The organism is Streptomyces sp. NPDC005281 (genome assembly GCF_040607495.1).
Classification (GTDB): domain Bacteria; phylum Actinomycetota; class Actinomycetes; order Streptomycetales; family Streptomycetaceae; genus Streptomyces.
In genome coordinates this window covers 71,122-97,605 of sequence record NZ_JBEXGX010000026.1, presented here as the reverse complement: position 1 = coordinate 97,605, position 26,484 = coordinate 71,122, and the positions used below count along the sequence as shown (strand labels likewise).

General features: G+C 70.0%; 22 protein-coding genes. 10 read left to right on the top strand and 12 right to left on the bottom strand.

Features of this window, described 5'->3' with window-relative positions; translation table 11 throughout:
- Window positions 1-138 precede the first annotated feature (138 nt).
- The 5 genes from ftsH to dacB all read right to left on the bottom strand — a co-directional run bounded on the left by ftsH (window position 139) and on the right by dacB (window position 7,322).
- Window positions 139-2,166, bottom strand: a complete 2,028-nt coding sequence (gene ftsH / locus ABZV42_RS30745) for an ATP-dependent zinc metalloprotease FtsH (protein ID WP_355988502.1) — start codon at window positions 2,164-2,166, stop codon at window positions 139-141.
- A gap of 200 nt (window positions 2,167-2,366) precedes the next feature.
- On the bottom strand, window positions 2,367-2,927 hold the full coding sequence (gene hpt, locus ABZV42_RS30740) for a hypoxanthine phosphoribosyltransferase (RefSeq protein ID WP_339130687.1): 561 nt from the start codon (window positions 2,925-2,927) through the stop codon (window positions 2,367-2,369).
- A gap of 163 nt (window positions 2,928-3,090) precedes the next feature.
- Window positions 3,091-4,254 (bottom strand): tRNA lysidine(34) synthetase TilS, encoded by a 1,164-nt coding sequence (gene tilS / locus ABZV42_RS30735; protein ID WP_355988452.1) that lies wholly within the window; start codon window positions 4,252-4,254, stop codon window positions 3,091-3,093.
- Between the two features lie 193 nt (window positions 4,255-4,447).
- Window positions 4,448-5,596 (bottom strand): zinc-dependent metalloprotease, encoded by a 1,149-nt coding sequence (locus tag ABZV42_RS30730; RefSeq protein ID WP_356054639.1) that lies wholly within the window; start codon window positions 5,594-5,596, stop codon window positions 4,448-4,450.
- Between the two features lie 169 nt (window positions 5,597-5,765).
- A complete protein-coding gene (gene dacB / locus ABZV42_RS30725; protein WP_356054637.1) occupies window positions 5,766-7,322 on the bottom strand; it encodes a D-alanyl-D-alanine carboxypeptidase/D-alanyl-D-alanine-endopeptidase in 1,557 nt (518 codons plus the stop codon).
- A 79-nt stretch (window positions 7,323-7,401) separates the two neighbouring features.
- Here dacB and ABZV42_RS30720 point away from each other — a divergent pair, with 79 nt between their 5' ends.
- Window positions 7,402-7,893 (top strand): inorganic diphosphatase, encoded by a 492-nt coding sequence (locus ABZV42_RS30720; RefSeq protein ID WP_328449784.1) that lies wholly within the window; start codon window positions 7,402-7,404, stop codon window positions 7,891-7,893.
- 154 nt (window positions 7,894-8,047) lie between these two features.
- A complete protein-coding gene (locus ABZV42_RS30715; RefSeq protein ID WP_355988458.1) occupies window positions 8,048-9,703 on the top strand; it encodes a threonine/serine exporter family protein in 1,656 nt (551 codons plus the stop codon).
- 71 nt (window positions 9,704-9,774) lie between these two features.
- On the opposite strand, the gene ABZV42_RS30710 is transcribed toward ABZV42_RS30715, so the two are convergent.
- Window positions 9,775-11,184, bottom strand: a complete 1,410-nt coding sequence (locus ABZV42_RS30710) for a DedA family protein (protein ID WP_356054634.1) — start codon at window positions 11,182-11,184, stop codon at window positions 9,775-9,777.
- A gap of 142 nt (window positions 11,185-11,326) precedes the next feature.
- Here ABZV42_RS30710 and ABZV42_RS30705 point away from each other — a divergent pair, with 142 nt between their 5' ends.
- Window positions 11,327-11,692 (top strand): YbjQ family protein, encoded by a 366-nt coding sequence (locus ABZV42_RS30705; RefSeq protein WP_339130681.1) that lies wholly within the window; start codon window positions 11,327-11,329, stop codon window positions 11,690-11,692.
- Between the two features lie 177 nt (window positions 11,693-11,869).
- Here ABZV42_RS30705 and ABZV42_RS30700 read toward each other — a convergent pair whose 3' ends face one another.
- Window positions 11,870-12,637 (bottom strand): MerR family transcriptional regulator, encoded by a 768-nt coding sequence (locus ABZV42_RS30700; RefSeq protein WP_356054632.1) that lies wholly within the window; start codon window positions 12,635-12,637, stop codon window positions 11,870-11,872.
- A gap of 132 nt (window positions 12,638-12,769) precedes the next feature.
- Between ABZV42_RS30700 and ABZV42_RS30695 the strand changes: the two genes are divergently transcribed.
- Entirely contained in the window at window positions 12,770-14,056 is a 1,287-nt protein-coding gene (locus ABZV42_RS30695; protein ID WP_355988464.1) for an ion channel protein, read from the top strand.
- 67 nt (window positions 14,057-14,123) lie between these two features.
- Complete coding sequence (locus ABZV42_RS30690) at window positions 14,124-15,530, top strand: glutamate decarboxylase (RefSeq protein WP_356054665.1); 1,407 nt, start codon at window positions 14,124-14,126, stop codon at window positions 15,528-15,530.
- A 110-nt stretch (window positions 15,531-15,640) separates the two neighbouring features.
- Here the strand turns inward: ABZV42_RS30690 and ABZV42_RS30685 are convergent, their stop codons facing one another.
- From ABZV42_RS30685 to ABZV42_RS30675, 3 genes are all read right to left on the bottom strand, one after another.
- Window positions 15,641-16,189: a DinB family protein gene (locus ABZV42_RS30685; protein ID WP_356054630.1), complete on the bottom strand. Its 549-nt coding sequence runs from the start codon at window positions 16,187-16,189 to the stop codon at window positions 15,641-15,643.
- 114 nt (window positions 16,190-16,303) lie between these two features.
- Window positions 16,304-17,764 (bottom strand): aldehyde dehydrogenase family protein, encoded by a 1,461-nt coding sequence (locus tag ABZV42_RS30680; protein WP_355988468.1) that lies wholly within the window; start codon window positions 17,762-17,764, stop codon window positions 16,304-16,306.
- Window positions 17,765-17,899: 135 nt separating this feature from the next.
- Window positions 17,900-18,724: a helix-turn-helix transcriptional regulator gene (locus ABZV42_RS30675; protein ID WP_355988507.1), complete on the bottom strand. Its 825-nt coding sequence runs from the start codon at window positions 18,722-18,724 to the stop codon at window positions 17,900-17,902.
- Window positions 18,725-19,062: 338 nt separating this feature from the next.
- Here ABZV42_RS30675 and ABZV42_RS30670 point away from each other — a divergent pair, with 338 nt between their 5' ends.
- On the top strand, window positions 19,063-19,584 hold the full coding sequence (locus tag ABZV42_RS30670; RefSeq protein WP_355988469.1) for an ATP-binding protein: 522 nt from the start codon (window positions 19,063-19,065) through the stop codon (window positions 19,582-19,584).
- A gap of 140 nt (window positions 19,585-19,724) precedes the next feature.
- Here ABZV42_RS30670 and ABZV42_RS30665 read toward each other — a convergent pair whose 3' ends face one another.
- Complete coding sequence (locus ABZV42_RS30665; RefSeq protein WP_103552684.1) at window positions 19,725-20,009, bottom strand: DUF397 domain-containing protein; 285 nt, start codon at window positions 20,007-20,009, stop codon at window positions 19,725-19,727.
- Window positions 20,010-20,728: 719 nt separating this feature from the next.
- On the opposite strand from ABZV42_RS30665, the gene ABZV42_RS30660 reads away from it, so the two are divergent.
- A complete protein-coding gene (locus tag ABZV42_RS30660) occupies window positions 20,729-21,235 on the top strand; it encodes a hypothetical protein (RefSeq protein ID WP_355988472.1) in 507 nt (168 codons plus the stop codon).
- Window positions 21,236-21,411: 176 nt separating this feature from the next.
- Window positions 21,412-21,969, top strand: coding sequence for a DUF4232 domain-containing protein (locus ABZV42_RS30655; RefSeq protein ID WP_356054628.1), 558 nt, complete (start codon window positions 21,412-21,414; stop codon window positions 21,967-21,969).
- Between the two features lie 250 nt (window positions 21,970-22,219).
- Here ABZV42_RS30655 and ABZV42_RS30650 read toward each other — a convergent pair whose 3' ends face one another.
- Complete coding sequence (locus tag ABZV42_RS30650; RefSeq protein WP_356054626.1) at window positions 22,220-23,350, bottom strand: DUF2786 domain-containing protein; 1,131 nt, start codon at window positions 23,348-23,350, stop codon at window positions 22,220-22,222.
- Between the two features lie 231 nt (window positions 23,351-23,581).
- Here ABZV42_RS30650 and ABZV42_RS30645 point away from each other — a divergent pair, with 231 nt between their 5' ends.
- On the top strand, window positions 23,582-24,331 hold the full coding sequence (locus ABZV42_RS30645) for a Clp protease N-terminal domain-containing protein (RefSeq protein ID WP_355988478.1): 750 nt from the start codon (window positions 23,582-23,584) through the stop codon (window positions 24,329-24,331).
- 212 nt (window positions 24,332-24,543) lie between these two features.
- Window positions 24,544-26,244 (top strand): bifunctional 3'-5' exonuclease/DNA polymerase, encoded by a 1,701-nt coding sequence (locus ABZV42_RS30640; protein WP_355988480.1) that lies wholly within the window; start codon window positions 24,544-24,546, stop codon window positions 26,242-26,244.
- Window positions 26,245-26,484 lie beyond the last annotated feature (240 nt).

Below are 26,484 nucleotides of genomic sequence, written 5' to 3'. Positions count from 1 at the left end.
CTCGTTCCTGTGGATCCTGCGCGTGCCTCGACGCGTCCAAAACTGCGGGCACACGAAAATGCCGCGCCCTCCAGGCTAGAACCTGGGGGGCGCGGCATCCATTCCGGGCCTGGTGGGGCCGCCTTCAGCCGAGCTCGCTCAGTTGTCGGTGCGGTCCTCCGGGGCCGTCTCCGTGGCCGGGACGGACTCCGTCGCGGTGGCGATGGAAGCCGTCGATCCGTTCGCCCCGTTCGTCAGTGACAGCTCCTTGGGGGAGAGCACCGGCGGGCGGGTGGACGGGGTGCGACGGGAGGAGCCGGTCCACGCGGGGCGGGCCGGGCGCTTGACGATGGGAGCGAAGACCTCGGCGATCTGCTCCTTGCTCAGCGTCTCCTTCTCCAGCAGCTGGAGCACCAGCTGATCGAGGACGTCGCGGTTCTCCACCAGGATTTCCCAGGCTTCGTTGTGCGCGTTCTCGATGAGCTTCTTGACCTCTTCGTCGACGAGCGCGGCGACCTCTTCCGAGTAGTCACGCGGGTGCGACATCTCCCGGCCCAGGAAGGGCTCGGCGTTGTCGCCGCCGAACTTGATCGCGCCGAGGCGCTCGGTCATGCCGTACTGCGTGACCATCGAGCGTGCTGTGGCCGTGGCCTTCTCGATGTCGTTCGCGGCACCGGTGGTCGGGTCGTGGAAGACGAGCTCCTCGGCCGCGCGGCCGCCCAGCATGTACGCGAGCTGGTCCAGCATCTCGTTGCGCGTCGTGGAGTACCTGTCCTCGTCGGGCAGGACCATCGTGTAGCCCAGTGCACGGCCGCGCGACAAGATCGTGATCTTGTGGACCGGGTCGGCGTTCGGAGATGCCGCCGCGACCAGGGCGTGGCCGCCCTCGTGGTACGCGGTGATCTTCTTCTCCTTGTCCGACATGATCCGGGTCCGCTTCTGCGGGCCCGCAACCACACGGTCGATCGCCTCGTCCAGCATGGAGTTGTCGATCAGCTTCTGGTTGCTGCGCGCGGTGAGCAGCGCCGCCTCGTTCAGCACGTTCGCCAGGTCGGCGCCCGTGAAGCCGGGGGTCCGGCGTGCCACGGCCGACAGGTCCACGTCCGGAGCGACCGGCTTGCCCTTCTGGTGAACCTTGAGGATCGCCAGACGGCCCAGCATGTCCGGGCGGTCGACCGCGATCTGCCGGTCGAAGCGTCCGGGGCGCAGGAGGGCCGGGTCGAGGATGTCGGGCCGGTTCGTGGCGGCGATCAGGATGACGCCGCCCTTCACGTCGAAGCCGTCCATCTCGACGAGCAGCTGGTTGAGCGTCTGCTCGCGCTCGTCGTGACCACCGCCGAGGCCGGCGCCGCGATGGCGGCCGACCGCGTCGATCTCGTCGACGAAGACGATCGCCGGAGCGTTCGCCTTGGCCTGCTCGAACAGGTCACGGACTCGGGAGGCACCGACACCGACGAACATCTCGACGAAGTCGGAACCGGAGATCGAGTAGAAGGGAACGCCGGCTTCGCCCGCGACAGCGCGTGCGAGGAGCGTCTTGCCCGTACCGGGAGGCCCGTACAGCAGGACACCCTTCGGGATCTTCGCGCCGACGGCCTGGAACTTCGCCGGCTCCTGGAGAAACTCCTTGATCTCGTGGAGCTCCTCGACCGCCTCGTCCGAACCCGCGACGTCCGCGAACGTCGTCTTCGGGGTGTCCTTGGTGATGAGCTTCGCCTTGGACTTCCCGAAGTTCATGACCCGGGAGCCGCCGCCCTGCATCTGGTTCATCAGGAACAGGAAGACGACGACGATGAGGACGAAGGGAAGCAGAGACAGCAGGATGCCCACGAAGGGGTTCTGCTTGGACGGCGAGACGGTGTACCCGTCCGGAATCTGCTTGTTCTGGAACTTGTCCTGGAGCGTGTTGGCGAGGGCCACGCCCTGGTCGCCGATATAGCTCGCCTGGATCTTCGAGCTGCCGTCAACCTTCTCGCCGTCCTTCAGCGAGGCCTTGATGATCTGCTCGTCGCCAGTGGTGATCTTGGCTGACTGGACCTTGTTGTCATTGATCGCCTGGACGACCTGGCCTGTGTCCACCGTCTTGTAGCCGCCGGACGAACCGACGACCTGCATCAACACGACCACGGCAAGGACGGCCAGCACGATCCACATGACCGGCCCACGGAAGTATCGCTTCACGTCCATCCATACGGAGCGATGCCGCCCCGTCCCTCCTGCCATAGTGAGTTTGATAAAGACTGTTCTTCGGACGGTACCCCAGCATTGTCACCCGAAGCCGCAGGGGACTGCTGGCAATCCCGCCCACGCATGCTCCAACGGCGCGAAACCCGCTGGGGTTCCCGAACGTCCCACAAGGACTTGAGCCGCCCTCAGGAAGAGGAAGCTCAGCCGCCGTAGACGTGAGGCGCGAGCGTACCGACGAACGGGAGGTTGCGGTACTTCTCGGCGTAGTCCAGGCCGTACCCGATGACGAACTCGTTCGGGATGTCGAAGCCGACCCACTCCACGTCGATCGCGACCTTGGCCGCGTCGGGCTTGCGCAGCAGCGTGCACACCTTCAGCGTGGCCGGCTCGCGGGAGCCGAGGTTGGAGATCAGCCAGGACAGGGTCAGCCCGGAGTCGATGATGTCCTCGACGATCAGGACGTGCTTGCCCTTGATGTCGGTGTCCAGGTCCTTGAGGATCCGCACCACGCCGGAGGACTGGGTGCCCGCGCCGTACGACGACACGGCCATCCAGTCCATCGTGACGGGGGTGGACAGCGCACGCGCGAGGTCCGCCATGACCATGACGGCGCCCTTGAGCACTCCGACGATCAGCAGGTCCTTGCCCGCGTACTCCGCGTCGATCTTCGCGGCCAGCTCGGCCAGCTTCGCGTCGATCTCTTCCTTGGTGATGAGCACCGACTTGAGGTCGGTGCCCATGTCTTTCGCGTCCACCCGCATCACTTTCGGTCGTCCGTCCCACTTTTTTGGGCTCGCTCACCTACAGGGCGCCGGTGTCACCGGCGGCGGTCCCCTTCGACTCGCGCGCGGCCGCTCGGACCGCCCGCGACCCGAAGTAGGGGTCCTGGGAGCCGCGTGAGCGGCTCCGGTGCAGGGTCCGGTTTCAGCCTTGCCGAATCACCAGTCTGCCACCCTGGCGCTGGGCGACGACTTTGCCGGGGAGATTGATGGCCCCCTGACCGCGCCAGCCAGTGATCAGCCGGTCGATCTCCTCGATGTGCCGGGCGAACAGCGAACCGGCCGGAGCGCCCGCCTCGATGGCCGCGCGGCGCAGGATCCGGCGGCGTACGGCGGGCGGCAGGGCGTAGAGCTTGGCGCACTCCAGGAGGCCGGCCGCGTCGCGTACGGACGCCTCCGCCTGGCTGGCCCACGCGTCGAGGGCGTCGGCGTCGTCCCGGGAGAGCTGGGCCGTACGGGCGAGAGCCTCGACGACTCCTTTGCCGAGCGCCTTCTCGAGGGCGGGCAGACCCTCGTGGCGGAGCCGGGACCGGGTGTAGGCCGGGTCGGTGTTGTGCGGGTCGTCCCATACGGGCAGCGACTGGACCAGGCACGCCTTGCGGGCGGTCTGCCGGTCCAGGTGCAGGAACGGGCGTCGGTAGCGGCCGTCGGCCCCCGAGACCGCGGCCATTCCGGACAGCGAGCGGATGCCGGAGCCGCGGGCGAGGCCGAGCAGGACCGTCTCGGCCTGGTCGTCGCGGGTGTGGCCGAGGAGGATCGCGGAGGCGCCGTGGCGCTCGGCGGCGGAGTCCAGAGCGGTGTACCGGGCGTCGCGGGCGGCGGCCTCGGGGCCTCCGTCGCGGCCGACGGTGACGGCGATCGACTCGGCCGGGGCGAGCCCCAGTTCGGTGAGGCGCAGCACGACTTCGTCGGCGCGCAGTTCGGAGCCGGGCTGCAGACCGTGGTCGACGGTGATGCCACCGGCGCGGATGCCGAGTTTGGGGGCTTCGAAGGCGAGGGCGGAGGCGAGCGCCATGGAGTCGGCGCCGCCGGAGCAGGCGACGAGCACGAGCGGCGCCGGAGCGACGTCCTCGCCGGGCAGGGGCCGGGAGTTCGTGCGGGGCCGGTCGTGCGGGGGCCGTGCGGGCGTGGCGACGCTGCGCCGCGTCCCCGGGGCGGGGACGCGTTCCGCGTCGGGGGCGCAGGAGCGCGCGGCACCGCGTGCGGGCGTGCGCCGGGTGTCGTGGGCGGGCGGTTGGTCGGTCAGGATGTCGTGGAGTACGCGGCGGACCGCCAGGCGTATCGCCGCGACCGCAGGATGGGGACCCATGTCCGGTTCCCTTCATGAAGTTTTCGGGGGGTTAGCCCGGGGATCTGTCACTCAGAGTGTGTAGATGGTGACAGAACCGGGGCGTTCCCCGAGCATTGCACGCCTACCCATGCTCCACGGTCCCTCGGACGGGTGATAGGAGAAGCGTTTGCCTGCCATCGGCCGGATTCGTTTCACGACCGTCCCGTAGGGTTCACGACTCCGCCTTGCGGTGCACCCGCGCGACCCAGTCCGCCGGTTTGGCGATCTCCACCTTGGTCGGGAGCGTGTTCGGGGAGGTCCACACGCGGTTGAAGCCGTCCATGCCCACCTCGTCGACGACCGCCCGTACGAACCGCTCGCCGTCCCTGTACTGCCTGAGCTTGGCGTCCAGGCCGAGCAGTTTGCGCAGGGCCATGTCGAGCCGGGAGGCGCCCTTGGCGCGGCGCTGCTGGAACTTCTCGCGGATCTCGGCGACGGAAGGGACCACGGCGGGTCCGACGCCGTCCATGACGAAGTCTGCGTGTCCCTCCAGGAGGGACATCACGGCGGTGAGCCGGCCGAGGATCTCGCGCTGGGCGGGCGTCTGGACGATTTCCACGAGGGAACGCCCTCCGTCGTCCTCCTCGGTGTCGGGGCGGGAGCCGGAGAGCGACTGCGCGGCCTCCCTGATGCGCTCCAGGACGGTCATGGGGTCGACCTCGGTCTCCCCCAAGAACGACTGGATTTCGCCCTCCAGGTGGTCGCGCAGCCAGGGCACGGCCGAGAACTGGGTGCGGTGCGTCTCCTCGTGGAGGCACACCCACAGGCGGAAGTCGTGGGGCTGGACATCGAGTTCACGCTCCACGTGCACGATGTTCGGGGCGACCAGCAGGAGCCTGCCGCCGCCGTTGCCGGAGGCCGTGGGCGCCCCCGCGGGCAGATCGCGGGTCGCGGGCGCGAACGTCTCGTACTGCCCTAGGACCCTGGACGACAGGAACGACAGCAGCATGCCCAGCTCCACGCCGGTGACCTTGCCGCCGACGGCGCCGAGGACGGCTCCGCCCGGGGTGCTCCCGCGCCGTTCCTGCATCTTGTCCAGAAGGGGCTTGAGGATCTCCCGGAACCCGGCGACGTTCGCCCGGACCCAGCCGGGGCGGTCGACGACGAGGACGGGGGTGTCGTGGACCACGTCCGCGCCCATACGGGTGAAGCCCCGCACGTGCTCCTCCGAGGCCTTCGCGTGCCGGCGCAGTTCGGCGACGATGGCCCGTGCCTCGTCGCGGCTCACCTCGGGGCCCGGCCGTACGAGCCTGGTCGCGGTCGCCACCGCGAGGTTCCAGTCGACCATCCCAGTAGATGCAGCACCACCGATGCTCGTCATGCGTCAACCGTACGTGAGCGGGTCCGGCTGCGGTTAGGGTCCGGCGCCGTACACGCCCCGGCCGAGAGGCTGGTGGTGCTCATGGTTCTCACGGGCCGAAGGGGCCGGGTTCCGTGTCCGGCGTACGGCCCCCGGCGCGCCGGAATTCCCTCCCGCGTACGAGAACCCGCTACCGGCAGCCGCACGCCACCAGTGCCGTCGCCGTGTGGTCCAGGGCCGCCCGGGCCTCCAGGGGGTTCGGCGGGTGGGCGGCGTCGGAGGTCAGGAAGGCGAAGGCCAGCAGGCGCCCGTCCTTGTCGACGACGGTCCCGGCGAGGGTGTTGACCCCGGTCAGGGTGCCCGTCTTGGCGCGGACGACTCCGGTGGCGGTGGGCGAGTCGGTGTACCGGGCGCTGAGGGTGCCGGTGAAACCGGCGACGGGCAGGCCGGTGAGGACCGGACGCAGCTCGGGGTGGGCCGGGTCGCCCGCCTTGGCCAGCAGCGCGGTGAGCAGGTCGGCGGAGACCTTGTCGGCGCGGTTCAGCCCGCTGCCGTCCGCGAACTGCGCTCCGGTCAGCGGGAGTCCGAGCTTCTTCAGCTCGGCGCGGATCGCCTTCGCGTCGCCGTCGAAGCTGGGTTCCTCGCCGGTGGCGAGGGCGACCTGGCGGGCCAGGGCCTCGGCGATGTCGTTGTCACTGTTGGTCAGCATCCGCTCCACCAGGGCGGACAGCGGCGGCGAGGAGACGGAGGCGAGTGCCTGGGAGCGGCTCGTCGCCTTCGAGGGGCCGGGCGCCGTGGCGGTGATGCCGTGGTCGTGGAGCAGGCCCGCGAACCTCCGCGCGGCGTCCGCCGCCGGGTCGGAGGCGCGCCCGGCCGGCCCGCCGTCCGAGTCGTCGAGGCGGCCCTCGTCGGCCATCAGAGGGGTGACCTTCGCGATGTTCTCGTTGACCCCGATGGGGTGGAGGCCGGGGCCGGAGTACAGCGAGGTGTCGTAGGACAGCGTCACGTGGTCCATGTGACGGGCCTTCAGGGCGGTGGCCGTCCCCTCGGCGAGCGTTTCCAGGTCGGCCCAGCCGTCCGCGGGCTTGCGGGCGGTCAGCGTCGGGTCTCCGCCGCCGACGAGCACGACCTCCTTGGTGTCGGGCTCCAGGACCGTACGCGTCCGGATGCGGTAGTCGGGACCCCGCGCCGCGAGGGCCGCGACCGCGGTCGCGATCTTCGTGGTGGAGGCCGGTGTCTGGACCTGGTCGGCACCCTTGCCGTAGAGCCGCTTGCCGGTCGCCACGTCGACCACGACGGCGGTGCGCACCGAGCCGAGGACGGGATCGGCCAGCAGCGGGTCGAGGACGTCCGCGAGTGCCTTGCCCGCGGGCGCGGGCAGGGTGCCCGTCGGGCCGCCGAGCCCGGCGAGCACGGAGGCGGCGCTGGGGGCGGGCCGGGGTGACGTTCGGTGCGTACCGGACGTACGTGCGTGATCTGTGCCACCCTCGGGCGTCCGCGATGCGGCCCAGTCCCGCTCGGCCGTACGCTGACCGCTGGAGTCCCAGGGGCCGGCCGCGGTCACCGCTCCGGCCGCGAGCGCCAGGCCGACAGTGGCGGCAACGGCTGTGAGCTGCGGTGTCGTCAACCGCACGGCGCGCGGCCGCACAGCCTGGGTGATCCGCGTCACATGCGGTTTCACCGTCCGCGCGACCCGCACCACATGCGGTCTCGCGGCCCGCCAAGCCCTCAGCTCTGGCACGACCACCAGCCCCTTTCGCGATCACCCACCTGCGTGAGGGACACTTAATCACCAGAACTATGTGCTGATCATGGAGGAGCCACCGGTGGAGTTCGACGTCACGATCGAGATTCCGAAGGGTTCACGGAACAAGTACGAGGTGGACCACGAGACCGGTCGGATCCGTCTGGACCGTCGACTCTTCACCTCGACCAGCTACCCGGCCGACTACGGCTTCGTCGAGAACACTCTCGGCGAGGACGGCGACCCGCTGGACGCCCTGGTCATCCTGGACGAGCCGACCTTCCCGGGTTGCCTCATCCAGTGCCGGGCGATCGGCATGTTCCGTATGACGGACGAGGCCGGCGGCGACGACAAGCTGCTGTGCGTCCCTGCGCACGACCCGCGTGTGGAGCACCTGCGCGACATCCACCACGTGTCGGAGTTCGACCGCCTGGAGATCCAGCACTTCTTCGAGGTCTACAAGGACCTGGAGCCGGGCAAGTCCGTCGAGGGCGCCGACTGGGTCGGCCGCGCGGACGCCGAGGCCGAGATCGAGCGTTCGTACAAGCGCCTCAAGGACCAGGGCGGTCACTGACCCCCTGCGGGCGGTCGCCGACCTCCCCCTCTTCCGAACGGGCCGCGTGATCCCCTGGGGGTCACGCGGCCCGTTCGTGTGTCCATACGCATACTGAGGCATACGGAAGGCAAGACGGAGAACCACACAGACGGGAAAGGCGAGGCTGGAGTTGGTGGCGGACCCGGAAGCGGAAGACCGCAAGCCGCACTCGGACGAGGCGAGGAGCGCCTTCAGCCAGCCCACGGGGGTGGCGCCGCCGGGGGTGGCGGGCGACGACGAATCGTCGACGACCTCGGAGTTCGCGCTCCCCCGGGGACTCGACGCTCCGCAGCCGGCCGCGCCCGATCAGGGGGGCTCGGCGTTCAACACCCCGCGCACCTACAGTGCCCGGACCGCGCCTCCCGCCTTCACACCGGCGACCGGCGTCCCCGTGGTCAGCCTGACCAAGGACGCGCCGTGGCAGGACCGGATGCGCACGATGCTGCGCATGCCGGTGGCCGAGCGGCCCGCACCCGAACCCGTGCACAAGGGGGACGAGTCGGGGCCCGCCGTCCCGAGGGTCCTCGACCTGACCCTGCGCATCGGCGAGCTGCTCCTCGCCGGCGGTGAGGGCGCCGAGGACGTGGAGACGGCGATGTTCGCCGTCTGCCGGTCCTACGGCCTCGACCGCTGCGAGCCGAACGTCACCTTCACCCTGCTCTCGATCTCGCACCAGCCGTCCCTGGTGGACGACCCGGTGACGGCGTCACGGACCGTCCGCCGCCGGGGCACCGACTACACGCGCCTGGCGGCCGTCTACCGGCTCGTCGACGACCTGAGCGACCCGGAGACCGTGATCCCCCTGGAGGAGGCCTACAGGCGCCTCGCGGAGATGCGGCGCAACCGGCACCCGTATCCCGGCTGGGTGCTCACGGCCTCCGGTGGACTGCTGGCCGGCGCGGCCTCGGTGCTCGTCGGCGGTGACGCGATCGTGTTCGTCGCCGCCGCGCTCGGCGCGATGCTCGGCGACCGGCTGGCCTGGCTGTGCGCGGGACGCGGACTGCCGGAGTTCTACCAGTTCACGGCTGCCGCGATGCCGCCCGCCGCGATAGGCGTGGCGCTCACGGTGGCGCACGTCGACGTGAAGGCGTCCGCGGTGATCACCGGTGGGCTCTTCGCGCTGCTGCCGGGGCGGGCGCTCGTCGCGGGGGTGCAGGACGGACTGACCGGCTTCTACATCACCGCGTCCGCGCGGCTGCTGGAAGTCATGTACTTCTTCGTGGGGATCGTCGTCGGCGTCCTGGTGGTGCTCTATTTCGGGGTGAAGCTGGGCGCGCAGCTCAACCCGGACGCGGCGCTGAACATCTCCGAGCGGCCACTGCTCCAGATCGCCGCGTCGATGCTGCTGTCGCTCACCTTCGCGGTCCTGCTCCAGCAGGAACGTTCCACTGTCCTCGCGGTGACCCTCAACGGGGGCGTGGCCTGGTCGGTGTACGGGGCGATGCACTACGCGGGCGGGATATCGCCGGTGCCCTCCACGGCCGTCGCCGCGGGCCTGGTCGGCCTCTTCGGGCAGCTGCTCTCGCGTTACCGGTTCGCTTCCGCGCTGCCGTACACGACGGCCGCGATCGGGCCCCTGCTGCCCGGTTCGGCGACCTACTTCGGACTGCTGTCGATCGCCCAGAACAACGTCGACAAGGGCCTGGTGTCGCTCACCAAGGCCGCGGCCCTCGCCATGGCCATCGCGATCGGCGTGAACCTGGGTTCGGAGATCTCGCGGCTCTTCCTGCGCCTGCCGGGCGGCTCCGCCGGCGGACGGCGTGCCGCCAAGCGGACCCGCGGGTTCTGAGGCCCGGTCCCTGGGGCCCGGCCCCGAAGCCCGGTCCCTGAGGCCGGGCTCGGCGGGACCGGGCGGGTGCGTCAGTTCTGCGTGGGGTCCTGACCGTAGGGGTACTGCTCGGCGTCGTACTGACGGCGGGGGTCGCCCTGGGGGTGCTGCTCGCCCTGCTGCCGGGGGTGGCCCTGCGGCTGCGGCCGGCCCTGGTCGTAACCCTGGTCGTAGCCCTGCTGGTAACCCTGGTCGTACTGCTGCTGGTCGTAGCCGTAGCCCTGCTCCGAGCCGTACTGCTGGTACTGCTGCTGGGGTTCGTGCCGGTGCTGCGGGGGCTGCTGCTGGCCCCCGTAGGCGTTGCCCTGCGGACCGTAGCCCTGGCCCTGGTTCCCGTACGACTGCCCTTGGCCCTGATCGCCGTACTGCCGGCCCTGGCCCTGGCCCTGATTGCCGCCGTACTGCTGACCGTGGCCCTGGTTGCCGCCGTACTGCTGACCCTGGCCCTGGTCGCCGCCGTACTGCTGACCCTGGCCCTGGTCGCCGCCGTACTGCTGACCCTGGCCCTGGTTCCCGTACGACTGGTCCTGGCCCTGGTTCCCGTACGACTGGTCCTGGCCCTGATCGCCGTACGACCGGCCGTGGCCCTGATTCCCGTACGACTGGCCCTGGTCCCGGCCGTGGTCCTGGCCGCCGTACGAGGAGTTCTGGCCCTCGTGGACCGGCGGCACCCGCAGCGGCCGGGTCGCGTCGTCCATGACAGGGGCGGCGGGGCGGGTGCGGCCGGCCTCGGGGTGGGCCGGGAAGTGCTCGGGGAAGTCCTCGAACCCCTGGGGCTCGTCGGACTCGTGGGACTCCTGGGACTCCTGAGGCGGGTTCTTCTTGGCCTGGGAGCGGGCGCGCAGGAACTCGATCAGGATCGGGACCACCGAGACGAGCACGATGAGGATCAGGATCAGCTCGATGTGCTTGTTGACGAACTCGATCTTGCCGAGCCAGGAACCGAGCAGCGTGACGCCCGCGCCCCACAGGACGCCGCCGATGACGTTGAAGGTGAGGAAGGGCCGGTACCGCATGCCGCTGACGCCCGCGATGATCGGCGTGAACGTGCGCACGACGGGCACGAAGCGGGCCAGCACCAGGGACTTGGGACCGTACTTCTCGAAGAACTCGTTGGCCTTGACCACGTTCTCCTGCTTGAACAAGCGGGAGTTCGGGCGGGTGAAGAGCGAGGGCCCGACCTTCTTGCCGAAGAGGTAACCCGCCTGGTCGCCGAGGACCGCCGCGAGACAGATCAGCGGGACGGCCGCCCACAGCGGGAAGTCCATCGCGCCGGTGGCGATCAGCAGACCGCAGGTGAACAGCAACGAGTCGCCCGGCAGGAAGAAGCCGATGAGCAGGCCGGACTCGGCGAAGACCACCAGCAGCAGGCCCCAGATGCCGAAATTGTCCAGGAGGGTGTTCGGATCCAGCCAGCTGGGACCGAGGGCGAGCGTCATCACGGGTCCGGGCTCCTGAGGGGGTGAAGGGAGGTACGGCGGTCCTTGTACGGCCGGCCAAAGCTATCAACGCAATGTGTCCACGCCAGGTTCCACCCGTGACTCCAGGATGCACTGTGCGACGACTGGGACAAAGCTGTGGACCATGGGCATCGATGAATACGGCGGCGGTCAGGGTCCCCACGAGGACGTCCTGGTCGTCACGACGAACGACGTTCCCGGCCATCGCGTCGAGCAGGTCATCGGCGAGGTCTTCGGCCTCACGGTGCGCTCGCGCCATCTGGGCAGCCAGATCGGCGCGGGCCTGAAATCGATGATCGGCGGTGAACTCAAGGGGCTCACCAAGACGCTGGTGCAGACCCGGAACCAGGCCATGGAGCGGCTCGTCGACCAGGCACGCGCGCGTGGCGCCAACGGCGTGCTCATGTTCCGCTTCGACGTGTCGGAGGCGGCGGACGTGGGCACGGAGGTCTGCGCCTACGGAACGGCCGTGGTCCTGGTGAAGGAGTAACCCGCGCCACACCGGAGGTGGCCGCCCGCAGATGGACCGTCGCGGTGCGGCCTCCGGACCCCTCCGGCGGACCCACCGCATCGGTAAGGGGCGCCCGCAATGGCGTACGCCCCTTACCCGCACCGGCGACTCACCGGACCCGCGCCCGTCGCGTCGTGGACGGGCGCCCGGTCCGGATCAGGCTTCCCCTGTGTGCCGGGCGGCGTTCGCCGTGATCGCTTCCTTCAGGTGTTCGGCCAGCCCCGGACGCGTGGAGTCGTAGAACGCCTTGAACCGTTCGTCCGCGACGTACATCTCGCCGAGTCCCCGGTGGATCTCGTAGGTGCACGTGTAGAACCACCGGGTGATGTGCTGCCGGTGCTCCTCGGCCATGTCCATGGCCCGCTCGCCGTCCGGCCGCTCCCCGGCCTCCATCAGGGCGCCGTACCGCTCGCCCCAGGAGGCCACCTCGGCCTGCATCCGCTTCCAGTCGTCCTTGGTGTAGCGGGCGGCGCGGCGCTGCGACTCCGCGTACGTCTCCGTGCCGCCCCAGCGGCGTTCGGCCTCCTCCGCGTGTTCCTCGGGGTCCTTGCCGCCGAAGACCTCGAACTTCTCCTCGGGCGTGAGGTTGATTCCCATCGTGCGTGCCTCCATGGCGTGCTCCACGGCCGCGGCCATCTTCCGAAGCTTCTCGATCCGGGCGGTCAGCAGGTCGTGCCGGCGGCGCAGATGCTCGCGCGGGTCCGCTTCCGGGTCGTCGAGCAGGGCGGCGACCTCGTCGAGCGGGAAGCCGAGCTCCCGGTAGAACAGGATCTGCTGCAACCGGTCGAGGTCGGCGTCGTCGTAACGCCGGTGCCCCGCGTGGCTGCGCTCACCCGGGGCGAGCAGACCGATCTCGTCGTAGTGGTGCAACGTGCGCACCGTCACCCCGGCGAATCCGGCGACCTGGCCCACTGAATAGCCCACTTCCGCTCCTTTCTCGGTACGCCCTTCACGATGAGGCCTGACGTGACGTGAGGTGCAAGCCCGAAGCCGCGGGCCCGATCCGGCAGTGAGGCTCGGGGTGTTATGTCGGATTCATCCGCTTAGGGTGAGCCCGTGACCCACGAAGCGGCTCCCCCGGGACCGGCCCCCGCCCTGGCGAGGCCCGCGCGGACGCTGCTGCCGCTGTTCCTCCCCTCCGTGGCCGTCGGCGTGGCCACGAGCCTCCTGCTCGTGGGAGTGAGCTGGCTCGCCGACCAGCTCAAGAACGTGTTGTGGACGGACCTGCCGAACGCGCTCGGCATCGGCGGATACTCCTCCCTCTGGATGATCGTCATGCTCACCACCACCGGCATCCTGGTCGGTCTGGTGGTGTGGATGGTGCCCGGGCACGCGGGCCCCGATCCGGCCACCCTGGGGCTCCAGGCGGCACCGATGGCCCCCTTCATCCTGCCCGGACTGCTGGTGGTGACCGCGCTGATGCTGGCGGGCGGTCCGAGCCTCGGCCCCGAGAACCCGATCATCGCCACGAACGTCGCGCTTGCCTTCTGGGCGGGCCGCCGGTTCGCACCCGCTGCGCCCGGCGAGCTGTGGGTGACCCTGGCCGAGGCGGGCACCATCGGCGCCCTGTTCGGTACGCCGGTCGCGGCGGCGCTGGTCATCTCCGAGGCGCTCGCCGGACGGCAGGTGAGGGGTCTGCTGTGGGACAACCTCTTCGCGCCGCTGACGGCCGCGTCGGTGGGCTCGATGACCACGGCACTGCTGGGGCACGCGAGTTTCGACCTGGGGCTGCCCCCGCTCGGCAGTCCGGGCTGGACCGACGTGCTGTCCGCGGTGGTGGTGGCCTCCGCCGCGGCGGTGCTCGGCATGGCCGGGGTCTACGCCTTTCCCCACGTCCACAAGGCCTTCATCCTCCTGCGCCATCCCATGGTGGCGCTGCCCGTCGGCGGGCTCGTGCTGGGCCTGCTCGGCTGCCTGGGCGGGCCGCTGACCCTGTTCAAGGGCCTGGACCAGGTCGCCGAGATCGCCCGGAATCCGGACGGCTGGTCGGCGGGCCGGTTCGCCCTGATGGCCGTGGTGAAGCTGGCCGCGCTCGTCGTGGCGGCGTCCTGCGGATTCCGGGGCGGCCGGATCTTCCCGGCCGTCTTCGTGGGTGCCTCGTTCGGTCTGTGCGCCCATGCGCTGGTGCCGTCGGTCCCGCCGTCGCTGGGCTTGGCCGCAGGGGTCCTCGGCACGCTTCTCGCGATCACCCGGCAGGGCTGGGTGAGCCTGTTCACGGCCGCCGTCCTGGTGGCCTCGCCTTCGATCATCGCCGTGCTCTGCATCGCCTCCCTGCCGGCCTGGCTGCTGGTGACCGGACGGCCGCAGATGCAACTTCACGACGACGGGAGCTCCGTCCGGTGAACCGCCGGGGCACCCTCATCCGATGAACAAATGGGACGCCCGTCCGCCGAACCGTTGGGAGAAGCCCATGCCGCTCCACCAGGGCCAGCCGAAGCCCGATACCCGCCCGCGCTCCGTCAATCCCTTCTACGGCGAGGCCAATCCGGTCAGCGGCATGGTCGAGGCACCGCCCAAGCACCGCCTCCCCGACGGCCCGATGCCGCCGACGACCGCGCTCCAGCTCGTCCACGACGAGCTCATGCTGGACGGGAACTCCCGGCTGAACCTGGCCACCTTCGTCACCACCTGGATGGAACCTCAGGCCGGGATCCTGATGGCGGAGTGCCGGGACAAGAACATGATCGACAAGGACGAGTACCCCCGGACGGCCGAACTGGAGCGGCGCTGCGTGGCGATGCTCGCCGACCTGTGGAACGCGCCGGATCCCTCGGCCACGGTGGGCTGTTCCACGACCGGGTCGAGCGAGGCCTGCATGCTCGCCGGCATGGCGCTGAAACGGCGCTGGACACAGCGCAACGCGGACCGCTACCCGGGCGCGCGGCCCAATCTGATCATGGGCGTGAACGTCCAGGTGTGCTGGGAGAAGTTCTGCAACTTCTGGGAGGTCGAGGCCCGTCAGATCCCCATGGAGGGCGACCGGTTCCACCTCGACCCCGAGGCGGCGGCCCAGCTGTGCGACGAGAGCACGATCGGGGTCGTCGGCATCCTGGGCTCGACCTTCGACGGGTCCTACGAACCGATCGCCGAGCTGTGCGCGGCGCTGGACCGGCTCCAGGAGCGCACGGGACTCGACATCCCGGTCCACGTCGACGGCGCGTCAGGCGCGATGATCGCGCCGTTCATCGACGAGGACCTCGTCTGGGACTTCCGGCTGCCGAGGGTTTCGTCGATCAACACCTCGGGCCACAAGTACGGTCTGGTCTATCCGGGCGTCGGCTGGGCGCTGTGGCGGACGGCGGCCGAGCTGCCGGAGGAACTGGTCTTCCGGGTGAACTATCTGGGTGGCGACATGCCGACCTTCGCGCTCAACTTCTCCCGCCCCGGGGCGCAGGTCGTCGCGCAGTACTACACGTTCCTGCGGCTGGGGCGGGACGGCTACCGCGCCGTGCAGCAGACGACCAGGGACGTGGCGCGAGCACTCGCCGAACGCGTCGACTGCCTGGGGGACTTCCGGCTCATCACCCGGGGGGACGAACTGCCGGTGTTCGCCTTCACGACGGCGCCCGAGGTGACGGCGTACGACGTGTTCGACGTGTCCCGGAGAATGCGCGAGAGCGGCTGGCTGCTGCCCGCCTACACCTTCCCCGAGAACCGCGAGGACCTGTCGGTGCTGCGCGTGGTCTGCCGCAACGGCTTCTCGTCCGACCTCGCCGACCTCTTCATCGAGGACCTGAGCCGACTGCTGCCGGAACTGCGCCGCCAGCCTCATCCGTCGACCCACGACAAGGCGGCGGCCACGAGCTTCCATCACTAGGGTCTGCCTGAGGCCGCCGCCGGAGATCGTCGCGAGAGACGGTCGCGCCGAACCGCTCACGGTCCTCCGGGAGGAGCCGCGGGCGGCCGGTGGCGCGGGGCCGCGAGGGCTCAGTCCCAGGAGGAGCCCCGCTCCTCCGCCACCAGCTCGAAGGCCGTCTTGCCGTCCAGCGACTCGCGGATGATGTCGGCGTGCCCCGCGTGCCGGGCCGTCTCGCGGATCAGATGGAGGGAAAGCCAGCGCATCGAGACGCGGCCCTCCGGCGGGAACCAGGGGTCCGGCGGAAGCGCGAAGGTGTCGTCCAGGCTCGGCACCGAGCGCAGGAAGGCCTCCGTCTCGGCGGCGACCTTCTCCCAGCACGCCAGCTGCGAGGCGACCGTCTCACCGTCGGCGAGGACGAAGCACTCGTGCCAGTTCGACTCGTCCCGCTTCACGGCGGGCGGCTCGCCCTTGGCCCGCGCGATCCAGCCCTGCTCGACCTCGGCGACGTGCTTGAGCAGCCCCGAGAGGGAGAGTTCGCTGGCGCTCGGCCTGCTCGCAGCCTGTTCCTCGGTCAGTCCGAGCAGCGACCGGCGGATGCCGCCGCGCTGCTCCTCGATGAAGGCGAGCAGCGCCCCGCGCTCGTCGCCCTGCTCTTCCGCTCGCACATGCGTGACCATGACCGGCCGCCTTTCGTCGGGTCCACCTGGCTGACACCGAAGACGCTACGGACCCTTGCGGTCAGGTTCTGTCCGCAAGGGTCCGGGCGCGCTGGACGATCACGCGAAGGCGTCTCAGAAGGGGAAGCGGCTCCGCCCGTGCTGCACCGAGATCCACTTCGTGGTGGTGAAGGAGTCGACCGTCGTCTCACCGTTCAGACGGCCGATGCCGGAGTGCTTCTCGCCGCCGAAGGGGACGAGGGGTTCGTCGTGGACGGTGCCGTCGTTGACGTGGAACATGCCGGTGTCGATCTGCTTGGCGAAGTTCACGCCGCGCTCGATGTCAGCCGTGTGGACGGCGCCCGAGAGGCCGTACGGGGTGTCGTTGACGATCCGGACCGCCTCCTCCTCCCCGTCGAAGGGGACGAGGAAGACGACCGGGCCGAAGACCTCCTGGCGGAGCAGGTCCGAGTCGGAGGGGACGTCGGTCAGGACGGAGGGCTCGACCAGGTTGTCCGTGGTGGTGCCGCGCAGCAGGGCGGTGGCGCCCTCGGCGATCGCCTGCTCGACGACGCTCGACAGGGCGTCCGCCTGGGAGGAGTTGATGACGGGGCCGATGACCGTCTGGGGGTCCCTCGGGTCGCCGGTCTTCAGCGTCCTGACCTTGGCGACGAACTTCTCGGTGAACTCGGCCTCGATCGACCGGTCCACGAGGACACGGTTGGCGGCCATGCAGACCTGCCCCTGGTGGACGAAACGGCTGAAGACCGCCGCGTCGACCGCGTAGTCGATGTCCGCGTCCTCCAGGACCACCAGGGCGCTGTTTCCGCCCAGTTCGAGCACCGAGCGCTTGAAGTTCGCGGCGCAGACGGTGGCGACATGGCGGCCGACCTTGTCGGAACCGGTGAAGGAGATGACCTTCGGGACCGGGTGCTCGATGAAGGCGTCGCCGATCTCCGCGATGTCGGTGATGACGACATTGAGGAGGCCGCCGGGCAGGCCCGCCTCCTCGAAGATCTTCGCGACCAGGGAGCCGCCCACGATCGGGGTGTTCTGGTGCGGCTTCAGGACCACGCCGTTGCCGAGCGCGAGGGCGGGGGCGACGGACTTGATCGACAGCAGGAAGGGGAAGTTGAACGGGCTGATGACACCGACGACGCCGACCGGAACGCGGTAGAGGCGGTTCTCCTTGCCGTCGCCCGGCGAGGGGATGATCTTTCCCTCGGGGCGCAACGCCAGCTGGACCGATTCACGCAGGAACTCGCGGACGAGGTGCAGCTCGAAGGCCGCCTTGAGGCGGGTGCCGCCGAGCTCGGCGATGATCACCTCGGTGATCTCTTCCTCGCGCTCGTCGATGACGGCGAGCGCCTTCTCGAAGACCGCGCGACGCGCGTACGCGTTCGTCGCGCCCCACTTCTTCTGGGCTCGCTCGGCGGCGCGGTAGGCGTCGTCGACCTCGTCGATCGTGGCTATCGTGATCGACGCCAGCTTCTCACCGTCGTACGGGTTGAAATCGATGATGTCCCAGGAGCCCGTTCCCGGACGCCACTCGCCGTCGATGTACTGCTGGGCCAGGTCGGTGAAGTAGGACGACATGTGCTCCCTCAATCCCTGTGCTGCCGAGGCAGTCCTTGGCCCGGGTCAGCAGACATCCGATCACGGTCTGATCACATGTCATCGTACTTGTGTTTCAAGGGAGTTGAAGGTGACCGGAGAAGTCTGTGGATGCTCTCAGGAGAGCTGGAGCAGCCCGCGCAGCAGATCGCGGCTCTCGGCCGGCCCGGGGCTGTCCTGCTGGAGCTGCTTGAGCGCGCTCTCGTACTGGTTGACGTCCTCGCGCTTGTCCAGATAGAGCGCGCTGGTGAGCTGCTCCAGATACACGACGTCCGACAGATCGGACTCGGGGAAGCTCAGGATCGTGAAGGCGCCGCTCTCGCCGGAGTGCCCGCCGAAGCTGAACGGCATGACCTGAAGACGTACGTTGGGCCGCTCGGAGATCTCGATCAGATGCTGGAGCTGCCCGCGCATCACCTCGCGGTCGCCGTACGGGCGGCGCAGCGCGGCCTCGTCGAGGACGATGTGGAACTCGGGGGCGTTCTCGGAGACGAGGTACTTCTGCCGCTCCAGACGCAGCGCCACACGCCGGTCGACGTCCGCGGCGGAGGCGCCCTTCATCCCGCGCCGGACGACCGCGTGGGCGTACGCCTCGGTCTGCAACAGGCCGTGCACGAACTGCACTTCGTACACCCGGATCAGGTGGGCCGCGCCTTCGAGACCGACATAGGTGGGGAACCAGCTCGGCAGGACGTCGGAGTAACTGTGCCACCAGCCCGCGACGTTGGCCTCCTTGGCGAGCGAGACCAGGGAGGTGCGCTCGGCCTCGTCGTTGATGCCGTAGAGCGTCAGCAGGTCCTCGACATCGCGGGTCTTGAAGCTCACCCTTCCCAACTCCATACGGCTGATCTTCGATTCGGAGGCACGGATCGAGTAACCGGCCGCTTCACGGGTGATGCCACGCGCCTCACGCAGGCGCCGCAGATGGGACCCCAGCAGCATGCGCCGCACCACCGAGCCGCTCGACTCACCAGCGCTCACGTTCGTCAGCCTCCCCAACCGTCTTCCAGACGCCGAAGTCTGCCACTAAAACACTTCAAGCAGTACTCGTTCAGTTACGGAAACGGAAAGCAGCCAAAGCCGAGGCACAGGAAAGGATCAGTGAAACGACGAGAACTGAGAATAAGGTGAAGGAAGAAATGACCAAGAAGTAGCAGAGGAAGGTCCAATTCGGGCGCGTGCACGTGCATCTGCCCTTGCATCTGCTGTACGCATTCGGAACCATGGTCCCCGCGCCACCGCTGCATCGCAACGACCGCGAACACCCGGGAGTGCCTCGCATGGGGACGAATGGATCGACCATGCTCGAACCCTTACGGCAGGGACTTCCGCCTCTCGATCCCGCGGCCGTGTCCAGCGCCGCCTCGTGCGCCCTGCCCGCCCGCTACGAAGCGGTCCGCGAGGCCCGGCAGTTCACCCGCGGAACGTTGGACCAGTGGGAGATAGGCGACCGTTTCGACGATGTCTGCCTGGTGGTCTCCGAACTAGTCACCAACGCCCTGCGGCACGCGCTGCCCTCGGACACTCCGCGCAAGGACGACCAAGGGCCGCCCGTACGGCTGCACTTGATGAGATGGACCTCGCGACTGGTGTGCGCGGTGCGCGACCCCAGCCACGACAGTCCGGTCGCGGGCGACTCGGACGACTTCGCGGCGGAGTCGGGGCGCGGCCTCTTCCTGGTCGACTCGTTCTCGGACAGCTGGGGCTGGCACCCGCTTGCCGGAACGCTCAGCGGCAAGGTCGTATGGGCGCTGTTCCGGCTGGGGTCCCAGCCGGACACGGCCGCGCCCTGCTCCGAATAGCGAACCGCGGCGCCTTTTGGCGCCGCGGTTCTACGCGCGTTACGGCACACAGGGTGAAGTTCACCCCCGATCGATGCCACCCGTCCCGCGTCCGGCCCTTCCGCGACCGGCCTGCCCGGGACAGCTCGCGATCACGGCCGTCAGCCCGCGATCAGGTGATCGAACTCGCCGTCCTTGATGCCCAGGAGCATGGCTTCGATCTCGGCACGCGTGTAGACGAGCGCGGGCCCCTCAGGGAACCGCGAGTTCCGCACGGCCACGTCACCGCCGGGCAGCCGCGCGAACTCCACGCAGGAACCCTGTGAGTTGCTGTGCCGGCTCTTCTGCCAGGCGACGCCGTCAAGCTCGGTCGCAGCCATGCCGTTGTACACAAATTCAGCCATACCGTTGTACACGTCATCCACGTCGAACACGTCGTGGTCCACAGGTCGCTCCCCGGTCGTGCAGTGGCTGAGGTGGCCATAGATGCAGTAGTCAACTGACTCGGATCATAGCTCTGTTCATGTGCAGATGCATGGGCAGATGCACGTGCACGCGGGGTGGTCCTGCGGTTACAGCTTTTACCGGCCTTTGACTACCGGCTGTCGTTCGCCCGACTACGGCCTGCACGTCACCGGAGTTCGGTACGGCCTACATCCGGTCAAGCGCATTCCCCGGAGATCGCATCACATGCGACCTCCAGCCCCCGTCCATGATCTTCCGCGCCATCGTCTGTGCGGGATCGTCCGGATCGAACCCCGCGTGTACTAGGAAGAGACGCATACCGCGCCCTTACTGTTCCAGTGTCCAGGTAATGGACCAGTCCGCGGATCGATGCGCGTTCGCGTCGGCCCGGCGGACACTCGGCGTCCGCTGGGGCTCGTAGGCGAGAACGAGCACCTCAACGGTGCCGAGAAGCCCACGTCGGGGCGTGGGACCGCGGTCGGCGCGTACCGGTGACCGACCTCGAGCCGGAAGTTCTCGGACCCCGGCATCCGCCACCGCGCGAGCAGTTCGGGATCGATGAGCGCCCGCCGGACCTTGGCGAGCGGATGCGGCCCGTGAGCAACCGCACGCCGATTGCCCGACAGGGTCCCCAGTCCCTCCTGATAGCTTGCTGCGATCGTTCTGGTGACCCGCATCCATCCCACCCTTGGGGGCTTCAGTGACTACGGCGACCTTCCCGTCCCGCCACGCGCATATCGCGGCCGCGACCGCGGGACTGGCGGCGGCGCTCGTGCTGACCGGTTGCAGCAGCGGGAGCGACGGCTCCGGGGGCCCGACGGCGAGCCCGAGCGCGTCCGCCACGGACGGCGCCGGCACGGGCGGCGGCTCGGGCGCCACGTCGGCGGCGGGCGGCAAGCTCCAGGGCAGCTGGCTCACCACCGCGGGCGGCAAGGCCGTGGTCCTCATGATCAACGGCAAGCAGGCGGGCCTCTTCGCGACCGGCGGGACCGTGTGCAGCGGCACCTCGTCCGACGAGGCGAGCATGAAGATGATCCGCCTCGCCTGTGCGGACGGCAGCAAGAAGCGCGCCGTCGGTATGGTCGACTCCGTCAGCGGTACGACTCTGACGGTCACCTGGTCGGGCGGCCTCGGCAAGGAGACGTACACCAAGAGCCAGGGCGGAAAGCTGCCCACCGGTCTGCCCACGGCGGGCCTCGGCTCCTGATCGCCCGGTCGCGAACCCCACGGGATCACGTCGGCCCATTCCGGCAGAACCGGAAGATCCACGGACACTATCGGGCGATACCGGTCCCGTGCGGGTGAACCGCCAGGGGTGCGCAACCTCGGCCGACCGGAGTGCGTGATGATCCATGCACATCGTCACGACTCCCAGGGGAACCCATGCGCGCTCTGCCCATCGCCGTCACCGTCCTCGCGGCGGCCCTCGCTCTGACCTCCTGCGACGGCGGCGGCTCCGGCAGCGCCGGTACTTCCGGGAAGTCCGGTGACACGGCCGGTTCGGCGAAGAAGGCCGCCGTCGCCGCCTGCGTGATCGGCGACACCGGGATCCAGGTCGGTCCTGCGAACGCCGCCACCGCCGCCGGCGACACGGGCAACATCCCGGTGACCCTCACCAACAAGGGCGCCCAGTGCACCCTGAAGGGCTTCCCCGGACTCTCCGTGGAGGGCGGCGGGACCTCCGCCGCCGTCGCGGCGGACAAGTCCGCGGCGCCGGAGCAGCTGACCCTCGCCAAGGGCGACACCGCGTCCTTCACCATCACCTACGTCCGCGGCGCCGAGGGCGATGCGAAGTCCCTCGCCGTGAAGACGCTGAAGATCGCCCTGCCCGGCGCCGACACCGCGCAGAGCTTCCCCTGGTCGTACGGCCCGGTCACCGGAAAGGGATCGGCGAGCAGCCCGAACGCCTCCACGACACCGTTCCAGCACGCGGGCGACTGACCCGCGCAGCGGTTCCACGGAGAGGGCACTCCGCCGCCGACCGGGGCCTACGGGAGCGGACGTCTCGCCGACGACCAGGGCCCAACGGAAGCGGACGTCTCGCCGACGACCGGGGTCGTACGGGAGCGAGCGCCTCACAGAGGACGGCGGCCCTACGAAAGCGGGCGCCCCGCACAACCGCCGCTCTGCGGAATCGGACGCCCCGCCGACCGGCCGTTCTACGGAATCGGACGCCCCGCCGACCGCCCTTCTACGGAAGCGGGCGTCTGCCCCGGACCTGGGCCCGGTCCGCCGCCGCCGCGCCCTCGTGCCATCCGGCCTCGTCGGTGACCCCGCGCATCCGGGTTGTCACCGTCTCGGGGAACATCCGGTCCAGATGGTCCGCGACCGCCACGTCGCGGGCCGCCAGGACCGGCAGCAAATCCCCCTCCGTGACAGTGACCTGCTCCTCGGCGACCGACGCGAGCCGGTCGCCGATCCGGTGCGCGTAGGCGGCCAGGAACGACTGCCGGAAGGTCTTCGTGCGCTTGCGGCCGCCCGCCCGCTGCGCCGCCTCCGCCTTGGCCATCGCCACCGTGGCCTGCACGAGGAGCGAGGTGTAGAGGAGCTCCACCGCCTCCAGGTCGGGTTCGAAGCCGACGACGGTCGAGAAGCAGAGAGCGTCGTTCCACACGGCCCGGCAGCGGTTCGCCCCGGCGACCGCGTCCAGGAGCACCGCCTTGGCCGTCTCGTACGGAGGCTCGACGCCGATACGGCAGGCGCCGGGCGCGTCCTTCGCGTGGGTCCGGGCCGCGAGCAGCGCCTCGTCGATGCTGTGCCGCGCCATCAGCTCCTGCGCCTTGGCGCTGAGCGCCTCCGCCTCCTCCGGGAACCCGGTCGCCTCGGCCTTCGCGAGCAGGGCGCGGATACGGGTGAGCATGCGCGTCTCCCGCGGGGCGCCGGCCGCGGCCGCCGGCGCCGTGGGCGCGTCGAGCGGCTCGATGGAGGGCAGGCGCAAGAGCAGACGGTAGAGCTCCAGGGTCGCGGAGGCGCGTGAGAAGCGGTCGGCCCTGAGGCCGTGAGGTTCGGCCGCCAGCTCGTCGAGCTGGGCCGTCCAGCGCGCACCCCGGGACACCTGCTCGCCCTCCCCGTCCTTGAGGATCAAAGAGATCAGCAGGCGTACGTGTACGTCGTCCAGGTCGCGCCGCACGATCCGTACGACATCGGCGGGCTGCCATCCTCGCCGCCAGGCCGCCGCGACGAACTCCTCACCGCGCCGGGCGAGTTCGGCGTCGCAGGCCGGGTCGGCGGCGAGCGCGGACGCTCCGCTGTCGAGGGCCGTGTCGGAGTCGGCGTAGAGGGCGGCCGCGAAGGCGCGCTCCACGGTGCTGGACGTACTCATCCCCCGATCGTGTCACGGGCCGCGCGGGTGCCGGCTCACGGTCCGGCGCCGGAGCCTCCGGCTCGTCCACACCCTGTGGACAACTCACGGGCCACCGGACCCTGCACGTCGGCCAACCCGTCACGCACCCTTTTCCGCGATCTCCTCACCGATATGACGCCGGGCTCTCCGCTCCACCCCAACTGTCAACTTCGGGTTGACAGTCCAGGACTGTCAACCTAGCGTTGACACATGACGACGAACTCACCCGGCAAGGCATCCGTGCGTCTCGACGACCTCATCGAGGCCATCAAGAACGTGCACAGCGACGCGCTCGACCAGCTCCAGGACGCGGTGATCGCGGCGGATCACCTGGGGGACGTGGCCGATCATCTGATCGGGCACTTCGTGGACCAGGCACGGCGTTCGGGAGCGTCCTGGACGGACATCGGCAGGAGCATGGGGGTCACCCGGCAAGCCGCGCAGAAGCGGTTCGTACCCAAGGCGGAGGCGGACCTCGACCCCAGCCAGGGGTTCGGCCGCTACACGGAGAAGGCCCGGAAGGCCGTCATGGTCGCGCACAACGAGTGCAAGGCCCTGGGCGGGACCGAGGGACTGCCCGAGCACCTCGTCCTCGGCCTGATCGGCGAGCCCGACTCCATCGGCGCACGGGCCATCACCGCGCAGGGAGTCTCCCTGGACACCGTCCGCGAGTCGGCCGTCGCCGCGCTCCCGCCGGCCGCCGACGAGGTCCCCGAACTGGTCCCGTACGGACCGGCCGCCAAGAAGGTCCTGGAGCTCACCTTCCGCGAGGCCCTCCGCCTCGGCCACAACTACGTCGGCACCGAGCACATCCTGCTCGCCCTGCTGGAGTTCGAGAACGGCCAGGGCGTTCTCAGCGGCGCGGGCGTCGACAAGCAGGCGGCCGAAGGACACATCGCAAGCATGATCACGGAGCTCGTGAAGGAAGAGACGGGGGAGAAGGGGGAGGCAGGGGCGTAGGCACAGACGCAGGCGTGGACGGAGGCACAGGCGTAGACGGGGACGGAGGCACAGGCGTAGACGGGGACGGAAAAGAAGACCGCGGAGCAGTCCCAGGGGCACCCGGAGGGGAAGTCCGCAGCCCACCCACGACGCACCGCGCCACGGGCCTGCCGGGCTGCCGGCCGCGTCGGCGGACTGCATTGTCAGACCCCCCTGCGAGACTCGGGAGCATGACCGAGCGCTGGGCTCTCGCGCCGGCCGAGGACGGTGGCGTCGAGATCGCCGCCCTCGGCCCGGACGGGCTGCCCGCGGGGGAGGTCCGCCGGGAGGCGGACCTCGCGGAGGCCGTGCGTGCCAGGCCGGACGTGAGCCGGTGGGTATGGCGGTCGACGGCCGATGTCTATCCGCGACTGCTCGCCACGGGGGTGCGAGTGGAGCGGTGTTACGACATGGAGGCCGCCGAGACCCTGCTGCTCGGACACGAGGGGCGGCTCGGCGAGCCCCGGTCGGCGGCCGCCGCGCTCGCGAGACTGCGCGGCGGCCCCGTACCGCCCGACCCGCCACAGCGTTCCGCCGAACCCGGATCGCAGTCCTCCCTCTTCGAACCCCGCCCGGTGCACGTGCCGCTGGCGGATCTCCTGACCGTCTACGCCGACCAGCAGCGTCGCCACGACGCCACCGCGCACCCGGAACGGATGCGGCTGCTGACGGCCGCCGAGTCCGCGGGGATGCTGGTCGCCGCCGAGATGAACCAGGCAGGGCTGCCATGGAGCGCGGACGTCCACCGGGACGTGCTGCACGAACTGCTCGGCGAGCGGTACACCGGAGGCGGTGAGCCCCGGCGCCTCGCCGAGCTCACCGAAGAGGTGTCCGCCGCCTTCGGGAGGCGGGTCAGACCCGACCTGCCGGCCGACGTCGTCAAGGCGTTCGCGCAGGCCGGGATCAAGGTCAAGTCCACCCGGCGGTGGGAGATCGAGTCGATCGACCATCCGGCCGTGAAACCGCTGATCGAGCACAAGAAGCTGTACCGCATCTGGGTCGCCCACGGCTGGTCCTGGCTCCAGGACTGGGTGCGCGACGGACGGTTCAGGCCCGAGTACCTGCCGGGCGGGACCGTCACCGGGCGCTGGGTGACGAACGGCGGCGGCGCGCTCCAGATCCCCAAGGTGATCCGGCGTGCCGTCGTCGCCGACCCCGGCTGGCGGCTGGTCGTCGCCGACGCCGACCAGATGGAGCCACGCGTCCTCGCCGCCATCTCGCGCGATCCCGGCCTGATGGAGGTCGCGGGCCGGGAGAGCGACCTCTACCAGTCGGTGTCGGACCGGGCGTTCTCCGGCGACCGGGCACAGGCCAAACTCGCCGTGCTCGGCGCCGTCTACGGCCAGACGTCGGGCGACGGGCTCAAGAACCTCGCCCTGCTCCGGCGCCGTTTCCCCAAGGCGGTGGCCTACGTCGACGACGCGGCCCGCGCGGGCGAGGAGGGGCGCCTGGTGCGGACCTGGCTGGGACGGACCTGTCCCCCGGCGGCCGGGGCGGGCGACGGCGGCGGGGAGGAGGCGGGCATACCGCAGGACGACCCCGCCGACACCACCGACACCGCCGGCGACCAGGGCTGGGTGCCGGGCTACGCCTCCTCCAACTCCCGTGCCCGCGGACGCTTCGCGCGCAACTTCGTCGTGCAGGGCAGTGCCGCCGACTGGGCCCTGCTCATGCTGGCGGCGCTGCGCCGCACCTGCTCCGGACTCGCCGCCGAACTGGTCTTCTTCCAGCACGACGAAGTGATCGTGCACTGCCCCGCCGAGGAGGCGGACACCGTGGTGGCCGCCATCCGCGACGCGGCCGAACTCGCCGGCCGCCTCACCTTCGGGCAGACTCCGGTGCGCTTTCCGTTCACGACGGCGGTCGTGCGGTGCTACGCGGACGCGAAATGACGCGACCCGCGCCTGGCCGGGTGGGCTGAGGTCTCGGCAACCGGCACGGTCCGCCCGTCGCCGGGCTGTCGACCGTGCGGCGGCTTTCGCAGTGTGCCCATCACCAGGCCGTTCGCCGTCCCGGCAGCTTCCGTAGTACGCCCGTCACCAGGCCGCCCACCGTGCCGACAGCCTCCGCGATCCGGCCGTCACCAAGCCATCTACCGTGCCGGCAGCTTCCGCGGTCCACCCGTCACCGAG

Excerpts from the sequence above, each read along its gene's own strand:
- ABZV42_RS30650 (WP_356054626.1), bottom strand. The coding sequence starts at position 23,350 with ATGAGTACGTCCAGCACCGTGGAGCGCGCCTTCGCGGCCGCCCTCTAC.
- ABZV42_RS30645 (WP_355988478.1), top strand. The coding sequence starts at position 23,582 with ATGACGACGAACTCACCCGGCAAGGCATCCGTGCGTCTCGACGACCTC.
- ABZV42_RS30685 (WP_356054630.1), bottom strand. The coding sequence starts at position 16,189 with ATGGTCACGCATGTGCGAGCGGAAGAGCAGGGCGACGAGCGCGGGGCG.
- ABZV42_RS30655 (WP_356054628.1), top strand. The coding sequence starts at position 21,412 with ATGCGCGCTCTGCCCATCGCCGTCACCGTCCTCGCGGCGGCCCTCGCT.
- ABZV42_RS30640 (WP_355988480.1), top strand. The coding sequence starts at position 24,544 with ATGACCGAGCGCTGGGCTCTCGCGCCGGCCGAGGACGGTGGCGTCGAG.
- ABZV42_RS30705 (WP_339130681.1), top strand. The coding sequence starts at position 11,327 with ATGGGCATCGATGAATACGGCGGCGGTCAGGGTCCCCACGAGGACGTC.
- ftsH (WP_355988502.1), bottom strand. The coding sequence starts at position 2,166 with ATGGACGTGAAGCGATACTTCCGTGGGCCGGTCATGTGGATCGTGCTG.
- ABZV42_RS30670 (WP_355988469.1), top strand. The coding sequence starts at position 19,063 with ATGGGGACGAATGGATCGACCATGCTCGAACCCTTACGGCAGGGACTT.
- tilS (WP_355988452.1), bottom strand. The coding sequence starts at position 4,254 with ATGGGTCCCCATCCTGCGGTCGCGGCGATACGCCTGGCGGTCCGCCGC.
- ABZV42_RS30675 (WP_355988507.1), bottom strand. The coding sequence starts at position 18,724 with ATGCTGCTGGGGTCCCATCTGCGGCGCCTGCGTGAGGCGCGTGGCATC.
- ABZV42_RS30680 (WP_355988468.1), bottom strand. The coding sequence starts at position 17,764 with ATGTCGTCCTACTTCACCGACCTGGCCCAGCAGTACATCGACGGCGAG.
- hpt (WP_339130687.1), bottom strand. The coding sequence starts at position 2,927 with ATGCGGGTGGACGCGAAAGACATGGGCACCGACCTCAAGTCGGTGCTC.
- ABZV42_RS30730 (WP_356054639.1), bottom strand. The coding sequence starts at position 5,596 with ATGACGAGCATCGGTGGTGCTGCATCTACTGGGATGGTCGACTGGAAC.
- ABZV42_RS30690 (WP_356054665.1), top strand. The coding sequence starts at position 14,124 with ATGCCGCTCCACCAGGGCCAGCCGAAGCCCGATACCCGCCCGCGCTCC.